The 13,657-nt window shown below is 61.6% G+C and carries 13 protein-coding genes and 2 pseudogenes; 5 read left to right on the top strand and 10 right to left on the bottom strand.

Annotated features, from left to right (window positions below):
• From ACS5Q1_RS41170 to ACS5Q1_RS41160, 3 genes are all read left to right on the top strand, one after another.
• Positions 1-421 (top strand): integrase core domain-containing protein (locus tag ACS5Q1_RS41170; RefSeq protein WP_473103646.1); only part of this gene is annotated, 421 nt, incomplete at its 5' end.
• An 11-nt stretch (positions 422-432) separates the two neighbouring features.
• Positions 433-918 (top strand): DUF2076 family protein, encoded by a 486-nt coding sequence (locus tag ACS5Q1_RS41165; RefSeq protein WP_473103647.1) that lies wholly within the window; start codon positions 433-435, stop codon positions 916-918.
• A 67-nt stretch (positions 919-985) separates the two neighbouring features.
• Positions 986-1,699: an IS6 family transposase gene (locus ACS5Q1_RS41160; protein WP_473103645.1), complete on the top strand. Its 714-nt coding sequence runs from the start codon at positions 986-988 to the stop codon at positions 1,697-1,699.
• A 96-nt stretch (positions 1,700-1,795) separates the two neighbouring features.
• On the opposite strand, the pseudogene ACS5Q1_RS41155 reads toward ACS5Q1_RS41160, so the two are convergent.
• The 8 genes and pseudogenes from ACS5Q1_RS41155 to ACS5Q1_RS41120 form a co-directional block, all read right to left on the bottom strand.
• Positions 1,796-2,777: pseudogene (locus ACS5Q1_RS41155) on the bottom strand (IS5 family transposase).
• Positions 2,778-2,935: 158 nt separating this feature from the next.
• Positions 2,936-3,931 (bottom strand): Gfo/Idh/MocA family protein, encoded by a 996-nt coding sequence (locus ACS5Q1_RS41150; RefSeq protein ID WP_473103643.1) that lies wholly within the window; start codon positions 3,929-3,931, stop codon positions 2,936-2,938.
• Positions 3,928-4,809 (bottom strand): sugar phosphate isomerase/epimerase family protein, encoded by an 882-nt coding sequence (locus ACS5Q1_RS41145; protein WP_473103642.1) that lies wholly within the window; start codon positions 4,807-4,809, stop codon positions 3,928-3,930. The genes ACS5Q1_RS41150 and ACS5Q1_RS41145 overlap by 4 nt, the downstream gene beginning before the upstream one ends.
• A gap of 32 nt (positions 4,810-4,841) precedes the next feature.
• Entirely contained in the window at positions 4,842-5,678 is an 837-nt protein-coding gene (locus ACS5Q1_RS41140) for a carbohydrate ABC transporter permease (RefSeq protein WP_473103641.1), read from the bottom strand.
• Positions 5,675-6,595, bottom strand: coding sequence for a carbohydrate ABC transporter permease (locus ACS5Q1_RS41135; RefSeq protein ID WP_473103640.1), 921 nt, complete (start codon positions 6,593-6,595; stop codon positions 5,675-5,677). Before ACS5Q1_RS41135 ends, ACS5Q1_RS41140 begins: the two co-directional genes overlap by 4 nt.
• Before the next feature lie 63 nt (positions 6,596-6,658).
• Entirely contained in the window at positions 6,659-7,867 is a 1,209-nt protein-coding gene (locus tag ACS5Q1_RS41130; RefSeq protein ID WP_473103639.1) for an ABC transporter substrate-binding protein, read from the bottom strand.
• Positions 7,868-7,896: 29 nt separating this feature from the next.
• A complete protein-coding gene (locus ACS5Q1_RS41125) occupies positions 7,897-8,886 on the bottom strand; it encodes an alpha/beta hydrolase (protein WP_473103638.1) in 990 nt (329 codons plus the stop codon).
• A complete protein-coding gene (locus ACS5Q1_RS41120; protein WP_473103637.1) occupies positions 8,886-9,605 on the bottom strand; it encodes a GntR family transcriptional regulator in 720 nt (239 codons plus the stop codon). Before ACS5Q1_RS41120 ends, ACS5Q1_RS41125 begins: the two co-directional genes overlap by 1 nt.
• Before the next feature lie 51 nt (positions 9,606-9,656).
• On the opposite strand from ACS5Q1_RS41120, the gene ACS5Q1_RS41115 reads away from it, so the two are divergent.
• Positions 9,657-10,754: an ABC transporter ATP-binding protein gene (locus tag ACS5Q1_RS41115; protein ID WP_473103636.1), complete on the top strand. Its 1,098-nt coding sequence runs from the start codon at positions 9,657-9,659 to the stop codon at positions 10,752-10,754.
• Between the two features lie 18 nt (positions 10,755-10,772).
• Here ACS5Q1_RS41115 and ACS5Q1_RS41110 read toward each other — a convergent pair whose 3' ends face one another.
• Complete coding sequence (locus ACS5Q1_RS41110; RefSeq protein WP_473103635.1) at positions 10,773-12,062, bottom strand: IS110 family transposase; 1,290 nt, start codon at positions 12,060-12,062, stop codon at positions 10,773-10,775.
• Positions 12,063-12,349: 287 nt separating this feature from the next.
• On the opposite strand from ACS5Q1_RS41110, the gene ACS5Q1_RS41105 reads away from it, so the two are divergent.
• Positions 12,350-13,309, top strand: coding sequence for an IS5 family transposase (locus ACS5Q1_RS41105; protein ID WP_473103634.1), 960 nt, complete (start codon positions 12,350-12,352; stop codon positions 13,307-13,309).
• Between the two features lie 34 nt (positions 13,310-13,343).
• Here the strand turns inward: ACS5Q1_RS41105 and ACS5Q1_RS41100 are convergent.
• A pseudogene (locus tag ACS5Q1_RS41100) lies at positions 13,344-13,550 on the bottom strand (DDE-type integrase/transposase/recombinase); the annotation flags it as partial.
• Positions 13,551-13,657 lie beyond the last annotated feature (107 nt).

Raw genomic sequence — 13,657 nt, 5'->3', positions numbered from 1 at the left:
CGCCACAGGTGGCCGGCCAGGTGACGGTAGCGGGGCTCGCCCAGACCGATCCGACCGCCGCTTTCGAATGCTCATCGCAACCTCCTCCTTCAGGGTGTTGCGACGACCATTTGAATCCGCCCAATACGTGTCGATAAAATACACCGAGCGCCTCGCCGAGGCGGGGATTGAGCCGTCGGTCGGCAGTGTTGGGGATTCGTACGACAATGCGCTGGCGGAAACCGTCATCGGCCTCTTCAAGACCGAAGTGATCCATCGGCGTGGTCCGTGGCGCTCCTTCGAAGCGGTGGAGTTCGCGACCCTCGAATGGGTGGATTGGTACAACAACCGGCGCCTGCTCGAGCCTATCGGCAGCATCCCGCCCGCCGAGGCGGAAGCCGTCTACTACGCCCAGCTTGAGGTCATGCCGATGGCCGCGTAAAATCCAAGCCAATCAGCCTCCGGAAAACTCGGCGCGGTTCACCGTCCTTCGGCCAGCCGAGCCAGCCGCCCCCGGTGCCGCCTCGTGCCGATCCGTGGGGTCAGCCCGCGGCACCGGCGCCTGGCTATGCCCAACTCGGTTCTGCGCAGCCCATGAGTGGGATGGCGCAGGGTGGCTCGGGCTTCCTCCGCTCGGCAGCAACCACAGCAGCGGGTGTGGCCGGCGGCGCACTCCTCTTCGAGGGCGTTCGGTCAATGTTCGGCCACGAGACCAGTAGGATCCTCGGCGGCACGGGCCAGACGCCGAGCATCAGCGAAACGGTCATCGAGAACAATTATGGCAGTGATCCAGCAACGGGCCAGACTGGCGCCAGCGACCAGGGCCGGGGAGCCGGCCCGCAGGATGCATCGAACTCTGATGGAGGCGGGCTGGATGTCGATTCCAACACCGACTTCGCGTCCGATGATGATTTCGGCAACGGCGAGGATACGGTCTGACCCGTGGTTCTCGCGAGGGCATCGTCACATTAACTGAATAGGATTGGGTGTCGCCGTATGAGGGGACATGAAGAAGTCCCGTCCTGCATTGTACGCCCGCCACCGCTTTCCCGCCGAGGTGATCAGCCTCGCAGTCTGGCTCTACTTCCGCTTTCCCTTGAGCCTGCGAATGGTCGAGGAGATGCTGGCCGCGCGTGGGATTGAGGTCAGCCACGAAACAGTTCGGCGCTGGGCTGAGAAGTTCGGACGGGAGTATGCCAACCGTATCCGCCGGCGCACTCCTCGGCCGGGCGATCGCTGGCATCTCGATGAGGTGGTGATCACCATTGCCGGAAAGAGGCATTGGCTCTGGCGGGCCGTGGATCAGGACGGCTTTGTTCTCGATGTGCTGGTCCAGAGCCGTCGCGATCGCAAAGCCGCCAAGCGCCTGCTGCGCAAGCTGTTGAAGAAGAGCGCCATGGCTCCGCGGGTGATGGTCACAGACAAACTCGGGTCCTACGGTGCGGCTCGCAAGGACATGGGCCTGCGCATCGAGCATCGGCACCACAAAGGGTTAAATAACCGGGCAGAAAACTCCCACCAGCCCACCCGCCGACGAGAGCGCCAGATGAAGCGCTTCAAGTCGGCCGGGCAGGCGCAACGTTTTCTCTCGATTCATGATCCGATCAGCAATCTGTTTCACCTGCGGCGTCATCAGTTGACTGCCACCACCTATCGCAGTGCTCGAAAGGAAGCCTTCGAGGCATGGGCGGATATCAGCTATGCGGCACTCGCCGTCTGAAATCGAGGCTCATCTCGTCCTGAATGCTGTTGAACGCTGGCTAATGTGACGATGCTGATCGGATTGTGCACGCATTGAATGCAGCGTAGCCCGACTTCAAGCGATGCGGACGGACTTCGGGCGTCCAAGGTCGAGCATGCGATTCAAGGCATGAATGGGGATGGCGACCTCGGTCGTACGACGCCGGTCTGTCCGTGAGCGTAAGCCATCCCCAATCACCCGTTTGAAGCGGCTGATGGAGGTCTCCACCAGAGCCCGACGAGTGTACCCGGACCGCTTCTGCCAGTTCGTCCGTCCATGCTCCGCGATGCTTTGGAGATGTCGATCGCGCTGGGTCGGGGAGGTCTCTACATCCTCACTCAGCACCGCCGTTTCTCGCGGCGGGACGATGACTTCAGCATCAGGATGGCGCTGGGTGACAGTGCTATAGATGCCGGCCTGATCGTAGGCTCCATCACCAGTGAGTGAGGCGAGCGAGCCTGTGATCTGGTCGAACAAGGGCCCAACCTGCGAGCCATCATCGACATCGCTCGTGGTCAGTTCTGAGGCAAGGATCTGCCCGGTCTCGGCGTCGACCCCGATGTGCAGCTTGCGCCAGGACCGCCGTCTGCGAGTGCCGTGCTTCTCGATCCGCCACTCGCCGGGTCCGCACAGCCGCAGGCCTGTGCTGTCCACCAGCAGGTGAACAGGTCCTCTGGATTGGGGACATGGTCCTGGTATCTCCAAAGTTTCGGCACGCCGGCTCAGGGTTGAATGGTCCGGGACAGCCAGGTCCAGACCGAGGAGTTGGAGGATCGAGCCGATCAGGCCCTCGGTTTGACGCAGCGCCAACCGAAACACCGCCCGCAACGTCAACGCCGTCCTGATCGCCCGTCCTGATCGCCAAAGCCGAATAGTGAGCTTGACCACCGCGGGTGGTGCGAGGCTCAGCCTGCCAAGCCGCAATCGCTTTCTCGGTGAACCAGACGGTCAGGCTTCCCCGCTTGCGCAGGGCTGCATCGTACTCCGCCCAATTCGTCACCCGGTGCCGCTGCTTGGAGATGTGGTGACGGCGAGCGGCATTGGCCTTGAAGGGCACGGTGGAAATCCGAGATCAGGAGGGCACAGTCCTCATGCGATCCAGCTTCGGCTGCCAAGTCGCTCATCCGTGCAACAAGGCGACTGTCCATGAAAAACCCGCCGCACGGCGGGTTTGGGGTCTTTGTCGTCCGTCCGGTATCGATCCGGAGATGGATCCTAAAGCTCAAGGAGTTGGCGAAGCCTCTCGAGGCGTTCCATCGCCACAACGCCATCCGTGATGGTTGGCGCTGCAGATGCCTCCCCGCGGAATAGCTTCACGGCATCGGTCAGCAGTGCGTGATAACCTTTGTGATCTTCGTTGGCTGCTGCCGTGAAGTTGGGCTTCCATATCAATGTATCGACATCTTCGCTCAACGTTGCCGCGAGATCATCGGTCTTGAACGGGGGGTTGCGGTTCCACCGGACCTCGATGACGTCATCGACCTCGAGCCGCTGATGGTCGCCCATCAGCTCGATGCGCTCGACGGGCGTGCCGCGCGACTGGATCGTTCCCATGGCGATGGTGCCGATGGCACCGCACTCGAAGCTGAGGTCCACGTGGTAAAGGATCCGCCCCGGAGCCGCCTCGACTTTGCGGGCATTCATCTCGCGCACGGGCGAGACGAAGAACGACACAAGATCCATGTAGTGGACGCAGTGGTGCAGGAAGAAGCCCGAGTAATCGACATTGCCGGCGAAATAGGTCGGAGCCGTCATGTAGTAGCCGGTCAGGCCCAAGACCCGTCCGAAACGTCCAGACTCGATAATGTTGTGGGCGATTCGGTTGCCGATTGAATAGCGCTTCATGAACCCGAGGACCAGCGGCTTGCCGCTACGCTCGGAGGCCTTCAGAAGCTCCCGGGCTCCCTCCGCCGTTGCAGCCGGCGGCTTTTCCATGAAGACCGGAAGGCCGCGCTCGAGCGCAGCCTTGCCGAAGGCCAGGTGCTGGTCAGGACCAACGGCCATGCCCACTACGTCGATGCCTGGGGTGTTGATGAGCTCGTAGGCGTTTGAAGCCAGATTCTTCACCCCGAACTGCCGACCTGCCTGGGCCAGCCGCGTTCCGTCGACATCGCACAAGGCGATGATCTCGACATCGTGGCGCACAAGCTGAGGGAGCAGCATCTGGGTTGCGTGCGTGCCGCAACCAATCCAGCCAATTTTAAGGGTCATCGCCGATATCTCGTCAGGTTCAGGTGGGACTTCAGGAAGGAGATGCTGTCGGCGAGCCGCTCGCTTTCGTCCTCATGTGGCGGGCGCCACTGGGCGAAGGGCACACCGAAGCGGTCGTCGTTGCGGCGGAAGGGCTCGAGCGAGATTGGCCCCTGATATCCTACATCATTGAGTGCGCGGCAGACCTCGACCCAGTCGGTGGACCCAGTCCCAAGGAAGCCGCGATGGTTCTCGTTTGCCTGGAAGTGGATGGTACGAGAGCCCGCGAGGCGAATAGCCTCCGGGATCGAGGCTTCTTCCATGTGCATGTGAAACGTATCGAGCATCAAACCGATCGCCGGGTGGTCGACGGCGTCAAGGAGTTCAATGGCTTGCTGGGTGGTGCAAAGCACATCGCTCTCGAAGCGGTTGAGAGGCTCGACAGCAAGCTGAATGCCAACCGAGGCGGCATGATGCCCAGCCTTCTGAAGGCCGATCACGCAACGCTCTTTACGGGCAAGCCTTTCGTTCTCCTCGACCGGAGCGGGCGGGCGGCCGGCGAAGACCAATGGGTTGCCGGTCAGGGGACCACCCACGATCTTAGCGCCCAGGGCCGCGGCACCGTCGGCGGCATAGCGCAGATAATCGATCCCTGCCTCGTGGGCTATTCGATCCTCGCTCGCCAGGTTGCGCTGGAGATCGACCCGCGCTGCCAGAACCACGGCAAGATCGGCATCCTCAAGGGCGCGGCGCGTGGCGCTCAGATCGATCTCGCCTGGCTCGGGAACCAGGAGCTCAACGAAGTCGAAGCCGAGAGACTTCATACGCCCGAAGAGCGGAAAGTGCTCGGCCGTGAATGGCCGGGCGTACTGCATAGATATAAGACCAATGGGGTTCATAATCGTCCTTGCTTTGAACTCGTGATTTTGGATCAGCCTTTGACAGCGCCCTGCGTGAGCCCGCCGATCAGCCGGCGCTGGGCGATGAGAAACAGGATCGTGGCCGGCAGGGCGCCCACCACGCCGCCTGCGGAGAGCAGTCCCCACTCGATCTGGTACTCGCCGATCAAGGTCTGGATGGCGACAGTGACCGTGCGGACGTTCCGCCCGCCGAGCGTGAGGGCATAGAGATATTCATTCCAGGCGGTGATGAAGATGTAGATACCAGTCGAGATGATGCCGGGCATCGCTAGAGGCAGAATGACCCGCCTAAGCGCTTGAAGACGGCTGCAGCCATCCGTCATCGCAGCCTCGTCGAGACTTTTCGGGATCGCGTTGATGTAGCTCGTCAGCATCCAGACGGAGAACGGGATAGCCACCGTCGCATTGGCAATAATGAGAGCTGCGTGGGTGTCGAGAAGACCTAAGCGCCGCATCATGACGAAGAGCGGGAGGATCAGCAGGACCACCGGGAACATGTTCACCAGTAGGAACTGCATCATCAGCACCCGACGGCCGGCGAAGCGGAACCGCGAGAAGGCATAGGCTGCGGTAACCGAGACGAAGAGGCCGAGCACGGTTGTCCCTGTCGCGACGATGAGGCTGTGGCCCATATTGCCGAGGAACGAGGTTCGGGAGATAAGGCGCAGATAGTTTTCCAGCGACCAGCTAACGGGACTTATCGCGACGCCCAAGGCGGCGAGCCTCTCCTGTGGCGTAAAGGACGTCAAAAGCATCCATAGGAACGGTCCGAGGGCCAAAAGAACGATGCCAAGCGCCGGAAGGTCTGTCGTCAAGATCCGCCGCGTTAAAGTTTGCTTGCCGATCATCGCTCCACCTCCTGCGACGTGCGTGCAATGTAGAAGGCGACGACAATGCCCAGCAGGAGCGTGAACATCACGGCGATGGTGGTGCCGTAGCCGAAGTCGAGGTTCTGCCGTGCCTTGACAAAGGCATAGAGAGGTAGCGTCTGGGTCGCATAGCCGGGGCCGCCGCCGGTCATCACGAAGATCACATCGATGGAGTTGGCAACCCAGATGATGCGCAGGAGGCCTGCGGTCGCGAGCACGCCGGCAATCCCCGGCAAGGTCACGTGACGGAACTGCCGCCATGCGCTTGCGCCGTCAATGGATGCGGCCTCGTAGCGGCTTTTGGGGATGCCCTGGAGACCGGCAAGGATCATGACCGCAAAGAACGGGAAGCCCTGCCAGGTGAGGGTCACAACGACCGCGTAAAGGGCTTTGTCAGGATCGGCGAGCCACGGAATCGCGGACTGAATGATCGACAGGCGCAGCAGGATCTCGTTCAGGACGCCGGTATTGGCATCGTAGATCCAGCGCCACATCAGTGCGATCACAACACTTGGCAGCGCCCACGGGATGATCAGCAGGGCTCGGGCGAGCCCGCGCCAGGGGAATTGGCGGTTGAGAATCAGGGCTGCAATCAGTCCAAGCCCCATCTGCAACGGGACCGTCAGGCCGATCCAAATGGCCGTATGCTTGAGGGTGATCCAGAAAACCGGATCCTGGACAAGCTTGATGTAGTTGCCCAAGCCCACAAAGCGGGCGGCATTGGGCCTGAACAGCACGAATTCGTACAGGCTCGTGATGACAGCCTCGATCATCGGCAGGAAGACAATCACGACTGTCACCAGGACGGCCGGCGTGAGCAACCCGTAAGGAAGCAGGCGGTTGCGCCACGTGCGCGCCGGCGCCGCATGGTCCGGCAAGGCTGCGGAAAGGGACATGGGCCAAATCTCTTGCGATGCAGGACGGGCTGCGCCCCGTAGGGCGCAGTCGCAGCGAAGCGATTACTGGGACGCGAGGAGCGTCTCGATTTCCTTCATCATCTGCTCCGCAGTGATCTGGCCTGTCAGCGCCCGCTGCATGGTGGTCGGCCACACGGTATTCACGAAGTCGGCCGTGGCCGACGTTTGGGGCAGGACCGCCGCGAACGGCAACGAGGCAACCGTCGCGTCGACGAAGCGCTGCTCGTGCAGCTTCCAGTTCTTAGATCCGCTCTTCGTGACGGTTAGCTGGCCCGTCGCCTGATTGAAGAGGACATTGTTCTCCCCTTCGGCGAGGAATGAGATCCACTTCCAGGCGGCATCCTTCGCACTGGAAGAGGAGAAGACAGCCAGGGACTCGTCGCCATAAGACGTCCAGGCTTTCTCACCGCACTTGGGAACGGGAGCCGCTGACACCTTATCGCCAAGCGCCTTCACGATGTCGGCCGATGAGCCGATATGGTGAATGGTCATGGCCGTCTTGCCGCTCTTGAATGCGCCCAAGATTTCCTGGAAACCGTCGTTCGGAGCGGATGGTGGGAAGACCTTGTGCACTCGGTGCAGATCGATCAGCCATTGATTGGCCGCGATCGCTTCCGGCGTCGTGAGGCCCCCCTTTTCGAACTTGGCGCCTTTCGAGAAGACGAAGGTACCCCACTGATCCCAACCACCCTTACCGCCGCGGAAACCGAATCCGTATTGGTCCGGCGCCTTGGTAAGCGTCTTTGCCGCGTTGAGGAACTCTTCGCAGGTTTTCGGCGGCTCGAGGCCGGCAGCCTTGAACAGGTCGGGGCGGTAGTAGAGGTAGAGCACCACATACTGAATCGGCAGATAGTACCGCTGGCCATCCGGGCCCTTATTGAGGGTGAGCAGATTATCGAGAAGGTCGGCCTTGCCGGTCCACTTCTCGATCCGGTCGCCGATCGGCTCCAATGCACCCATTTCCACAAGGCGCGGCTGGGCAAAGAGCTTCACCATCGCTGCATCAGGCGCATTGCCGCCGACGATGGACGTGTAGAGATTGTCGTAGTAACTGTTCCATGGGATGTTCTCGGCTTCGATCTTGATCCCGGGATTCTGCGTCTGGAATTTCTCGACCAGCTTCGACATCGGGTTGTCCGGATTGTCGAAATGATACCAGAAGCGCACCGTTTCCGCCTGTGCGCCGCCTGTGAGGGCCAAGCCAGCCGCGAGGCTGCAGACTGCCAAAAGTTTCTTCATCAGCTTCTTCATCGTTTCCTCCGTTGCAGTGACTGGTCTTTTTATCCGTTGGTCTGTGCCAACTTTCGTGCGGCGGCCCCAGCCGCGGCCAAGGAATCCCGCGCCGCCTGAAGCGACACAGTCATTTGTAGAAATCCGTGCACGACACCTGGAGTGACAGTCACGGGATCGTCTCGTCCCAACTCGCGCAATCGCTGGCCGAGAGCGAGCGTGTCGGACAGGAGCGGATCGATTCCCGCTGCGTGCAGCCACAAGGGAGGAAGGGCCCGGAGCTCGGCATCCGAAGCCTTCAAGGGGGAGGCAAACGCCTTGTGCCGGTCCTCTTCGTTCGGAACATACCAATCCCAATAACGCTTCATCTTCGCACTGGTCAGGCCTGGCCCCTCCGCAAAGCGGATATGGGAGGGCGATGTGTTCTCGCCCGCGTAGACACCATAGAAAAGAAGGGCTCCCTTTGGGAGCTTGCGCCCTGAACGCTGCTCATGAATCATTGCTGCAAGCGCGAGATTGGCGCCTGCGGAGTCGCCCGACACCAGGAGCGGTCCTATCTCAAGCCCTAAGGACGATGGATCCGATGTTAGCGCGCGCAGGACTGTCACAACATCCATGAGGCCTGCGGGATAGGGGTATTCTGGTGCGAGTCGGTAATCCGGCACCACGACCGCCATGCCCGTTTCAATAGCAAGAACACGCGCGCATCGTTCATGGGTCTCGGGGCTGCAGAAGGCAAATCCCCCGCCGTGCACAAAGAGAAGGGTGCCACTTATGCGGCCTTTGGGAACCAGCACCTTGGTGCGGCACTCGGCCGATCCGAGTTCGAGATCGGCGGGGACGTGATACTCCCGACTATCCGCCATGGCAGGAAGATCGACGTTCCAGCGCCGGTTGCTCTTTGCCGCCTCTGCGCGCCCCTCGGCGGCGGGGAGCAGCGTTGGATCGGACTGAGGTCCGTCTTCCGCCAGGACGCGTTGCATGAGCGCGGCCATGTCGGGCGACAATTCGGCGGAAAGGTCCTCTGGGCGCGCGTGCATCACTGCTCTCCGTGCGTGAAAACTGCGGGACCGAGATCCACGATCGTGGCGATGTGGTGCGCCAGCGCCTGTGCGGCTGTAGCCCCATCCGCGCGCTCGACTGCCTCGAGAATCGAGTAATGGCGTCGGGCTGTTGCCACCAGATCCCGCTCTCCAGTGGACTGGGAGATCTTGAAACGATGGTTGTGAACGAGGCACCGGTGCAGAATCGGCTCAAGGGCCGGGAGATTGGCATCCCGCAGCAGACGGCGATGAAAGTCCCGATCGTGCTCGGCAAGCTTGTACTCGTCGCCTGCCAGAGCCGCCTCCTCCATCGCGCCGATCAGCCTTTTGAGATCGGCAACGAGCGTTCGACTCGGCCGCTGCAGGGCCCTGACGACGGCGCGGCATTCGATGGATTGACGGAGCCGGAACATTTCAACGGCTTCATCCGCCGTGCAGTCGGCGACCCGCGTGCCGCGATGCCCCTGCCGTATGACCAGACCCTCCTCTTGCAGCTGGAGGAGCGCCTCCCGCACTGGCCCCTGGCTGCATCCAAAGACTCCGGCGAGTTCGAGCTCAATGAGCGGTTCCCCCGGCGTCACCCCGCCCAACATGATCTCCCGCTTCACGGCCTCATAGACCTCACCGGATTTTGCTGGCCGAGGGGCAGAGGCTTGGTGAGACCGTTGGAGGTTGAGGCTTACCATCATCATCTTGCCGCTGTTGCACTCCGCCATGAATATCATTATCAATAATGGTAATCAACCGGGATCAGCTTAGGTCTGCTGATGGAGGAGACGGAAATGGCCCAGATCAGGCTTGAGCAGCTCAAGAAGAGTTACGGGAGCGTCGATGTGGTCCACGGGATCGATCTCACCATCGGTGATGGCGAGTTCCTCGTGCTGGTGGGGCCTTCCGGGTGTGGAAAGTCCACCCTGTTGCGGATGATCGCCGGCCTTGAAGAGATCACATCGGGTACGCTGCGCATCGGGAACACTGCGGTAAACGATCTACCCCCGGCCGATCGCAATATAGCGATGGTGTTTCAAGATTACGCGCTCTACCCGCATATGAGCGTGAATGACAACATGGCTTTTGGCCTCAAGATGCGCAATGAACCCGCCGATCAGATCAAGAAGCGGGTCGCCGCTGCTGCGGATGTTCTCAAGATCACGCCTTTCCTGGACCGGTTGCCGGGACAACTCTCGGGTGGTCAGCGTCAGCGCGTTGCGATGGGTCGGGCGATCGTCCGTGAGCCAGAAGCGTTCCTTTTCGACGAACCTTTGTCAAACCTGGATGCGGCCCTGCGGGTGGAAATGCGCCTTGAGATGGCTAAACTTCATCGTCGCATGCGGGCTACGACGGTCTACGTGACCCACGACCAGGTTGAGGCCATGACACTGGCCGACCGAATCGTTGTCATGAACGCCGGGCGCGTGGAGCAAGTCGGCCAACCGCTTGATCTCTATCATCGTCCGCAGACGCTGTTCGTTGCTCGTTTTATCGGCAGCCCGACTATGAACACGTTCAATGTGCAGGCTGAGCAACGACCCGGTGTCCTTGGTCTGCGCCTCCAGACAGATAATGTCATCGAGATTCCGGCGTCCTCGCTTCAGAATTCTGGAGATGGCTCGCCCATCACGGTAGGCGTTCGGCCCGAGGATTTGGACGTCTGCGATCCCGACAAGGCATGGCTCACGGGCGAGATTGTTGTCGTCGAGCGACTTGGCGGGCAGACCTATGCCTACCTCGATGTCGGAGGTGATCGCCTCCTGACCGTAGAACTGCCGCGGTCGAGTGAGGTGAGGCCTGGAACTGTTTTGTCTGTTGCAGGCAAGGCTGATTCCCTTCACGTCTTTGCTGAAAATGGCGGCCGTCTGAACTGAGATTAGGCGTTGGACTTCCTACCGTTCGTCAAGCGACTGATAAGGATTGGGGCGCTGTGTCGCTGGCTGCCCCGGCGGGCGGCATGCTGAGTTTGGGATCGAAGGTGGTCTGGTGTCTGAGGAGCGCACAGGCGACCCCGAGCAGCCGGTCGGCGACGCCTCGCAAGGCACGTCCATAAGAGTGCCCTTTTCCCGCAAGGCGGTGTAGCGGATGCGGCTCTTTGGATCGGTCTGGACGGCGGAACGCGCCCAATGAAAGACAGCATTGCGCAGTCGCTCGTGAGCGGCATAGCGCATGACAACAATATGGGACTTGCCACTACGTTTGGTGACCGGCGCGACCCCGGACAAGGTCCTGAGGGCTGGATAATCGCGACAGCTGATCGACCCAGAAGCCTCGGAGAGCAAGATGGCCAGGGTGATCCGTCCTACCCCGGGCAGGGACCGCAGGATCGCTCCATCGGGCAGCCGATTATTCTCTGCACCGGAGGCTGTCGTGCTCACGACCGTGCAGAGCTCATCGAGCTTTTGTTTCGTGAGTTCGAGTTCGCGATTGGCTATCCGCAGCCGAGTGATCAGAGAGCGCAGATGAAGAACAGCCGCCTCGGTGACACCAAGGGCCACCGTGGGGGCAGGCTGGCGCAGGATGCCAAACACCGTCGCGGCATCCACCTTGCGGATGCGGTGTTGTTTCAGGAGGTGCGCAATTGTGGTTTGGCGCAGGCGCGCTGCTTTGGCCGGTGTTGGAGCGAGATTCCACAGAGCCAGGACCCACTCGGCTGCAATATCCTCAGTGAACTCAAGCAGCTGCGGGTAGTAGCGCCAGAGCTGATGGCGAACCCGATTGCTTAGTCGCACCCGTTCCTGCTGGAGCTCCTCGGCCAGGCGCGACCACTCGCGCAGCTCGATCACCACTGGGGCGCTCATCTCGATACGCCGGTAAAGATATTGATCGGTGCGCAGCCCCGCCGCCGCAATGCGGGCATCCCGGCGATCGTCCTTTGCGCCGGCGACACTGAAGCGGTCACGCAGGCGGTCGAGCTGCTTGGGGTTAATGGCGTGAACTGCAAAGCCGCGGTCCAACAGGGTGTCGACGACGGGCCCATGCGGGACCTCAATGGCGACGGCGACAGCACTGGGATCGCCTACCAGAGCCACGAGCCAGTCACACAGCAGAGCCAGACCCGAGCCTCCGTGCGGGAACTCCCGCTCGCCGACGACTGCGCCCGCCGCATCGAGCAGACAGACTTGATGCGTCTGCGAGCCCCAGTCGACTCCGGCAAACCAGCTCAATCTCTCTTCAGTCATGTTTCTTGCCCTCCGGTGAAGACGGGCCGCCACGACGCTTGCCGATCCCTGTACTGGCGCTCACAGGCGCAACTTCCTACTGGGCATCCGTCGTGGCCAACCCACCGGGGCACAAGTCCAACGCTGGTGCTCCTGGCACGAGTGCATAAATAGTTGCTCCCAGCAGGTTGGCCCGCACGACCAGCTTACATTGGAGCTGGCCGTGCGCCTCCTTGGTACAGGTGCATGAATCGTTAGCGGTGCTTGTGTAGTCGAGCGGTCATCGAAATAGCTTGTTGGTCGCCGCCATGCCTTTCAAACACAATGCTGCCCGCCGCCATCGTATCGGCACGATGACGTTCAAGGTGGCGAATTGGGCGGAATATGAGGCAGGTCTTCGCCGGCGTGGCAGCCTGACGCTGTGGATGACCGCGGAGGCGCTGTCGTCTTGGCAAGCGGCGAAGCGGACGACGCGCGGCGGGCAGCCGCGCGATTCCGATCTGGCGATCGAAACGGCCCTGACCGTTGGCCTGGTGTTCGGCCTGCGGCTGCGCCAGACGGAGGGCTTGCTGGCATCGGTGCTTGCGTTGATGGGATTGGATCTCGCCGTGCCTGATCACACCACCCTCCGCCGGCGAGCATGGACCTGGCAATCACCTGAAGGACGGCAGGGTCACCGGATTCCAGGAGAAGGGCCTGTTCACATCCTCAGCGACAGCACCGGGCTCCAAGTCTACGGCGCCGGCCCATGGCGGGAGGAAAAGCACGGCGCCAGGTCGCGGAGGGGATGGCGCAAGCTGCATCTGGCGCTGGCTGCCGACAGCGGCGAGATCATCGCCCATATCATGACCGATCAGGACACCGGCGACGCCACACAGGTGGAGCCGCTGCTCGACCAGATCGACCTCCCGATCGGCCAGTTCACCGCCGATGGCGCCTATGACGGCAAACCGACCTACGACGCCGTCACCAGCCACAGCGCCAATGCGGCGGTCGTCATTCCGCCGCGCGCCAACGCGGTGGAAAGGCCGGACACCGAGCCCTCCAGTCAACGCGACCGCCATATCGCGGCGATCGTCACCGACGGCCGGATGACATGGCAAGCCGTCACGGGTTACGGCACACGGTCTCTGATCGAGAGTGCAATCGGCCGAGACAAGGCCATCATCGGGAGACGGTTGAGGGCGCGGTCGTTCGGCGCCCAGCAGACAGAGACCGCCATCGGCCGCATCGTCCTCAATCGTAGGTTGTGTCGCAAACCCGGATAGGAGACGTGAAAGGGACAATCGCTTGGTAGCGCGCTCATGCGGCGAGCAGGTCAAACTGCTCCGCCAGTGACGGTCGCGAGGTGCAGGCGTATTTCGCCTGTCCCTTGCGCATCATGTGGATCATCTCAATCCCACACAGGATCGCATGGGCACTGCTCGTGGACTTGAACCCGAGCATCGGCCGTATCCGCCTCTTTATCGCACGATGATCCTGCTCGATACGGTTGTTATCGGGCATGCTTTTCCTCGGCACCATCGGCGCGTTGGCGCAACCAACTCGGCGGCTGTATCCTGGGGTGACCGGGACAGGGGTGTCGGGAGCACGTGATGTGGGCAGGCCGATCTATC

It is taken from the genome of Microvirga sp. GN3, from assembly GCF_055792825.1.
This window is presented reverse-complemented; position numbering and strand designations above follow the sequence as displayed.

Coding starts and splice junctions, on each gene's coding strand:
- ACS5Q1_RS41160 (WP_473103645.1), top strand. CDS start 986: ATGAAGAAGTCCCGTCCTGCATTGTACGCCCGCCACCGCTTTCCCGCC.
- ACS5Q1_RS41150 (WP_473103643.1), bottom strand. CDS start 3,931: ATGACCCTTAAAATTGGCTGGATTGGTTGCGGCACGCACGCAACCCAG.
- ACS5Q1_RS41145 (WP_473103642.1), bottom strand. CDS start 4,809: ATGAACCCCATTGGTCTTATATCTATGCAGTACGCCCGGCCATTCACG.
- ACS5Q1_RS41140 (WP_473103641.1), bottom strand. CDS start 5,678: ATGATCGGCAAGCAAACTTTAACGCGGCGGATCTTGACGACAGACCTT.
- ACS5Q1_RS41135 (WP_473103640.1), bottom strand. CDS start 6,595: ATGTCCCTTTCCGCAGCCTTGCCGGACCATGCGGCGCCGGCGCGCACG.
- ACS5Q1_RS41130 (WP_473103639.1), bottom strand. CDS start 7,867: ATGAAGAAGCTGATGAAGAAACTTTTGGCAGTCTGCAGCCTCGCGGCT.
- ACS5Q1_RS41125 (WP_473103638.1), bottom strand. CDS start 8,886: ATGCACGCGCGCCCAGAGGACCTTTCCGCCGAATTGTCGCCCGACATG.
- ACS5Q1_RS41120 (WP_473103637.1), bottom strand. CDS start 9,605: ATGGCGGAGTGCAACAGCGGCAAGATGATGATGGTAAGCCTCAACCTC.
- ACS5Q1_RS41115 (WP_473103636.1), top strand. CDS start 9,657: ATGGAGGAGACGGAAATGGCCCAGATCAGGCTTGAGCAGCTCAAGAAG.
- ACS5Q1_RS41110 (WP_473103635.1), bottom strand. CDS start 12,062: ATGACTGAAGAGAGATTGAGCTGGTTTGCCGGAGTCGACTGGGGCTCG.
- ACS5Q1_RS41105 (WP_473103634.1), top strand. CDS start 12,350: ATGCCTTTCAAACACAATGCTGCCCGCCGCCATCGTATCGGCACGATG.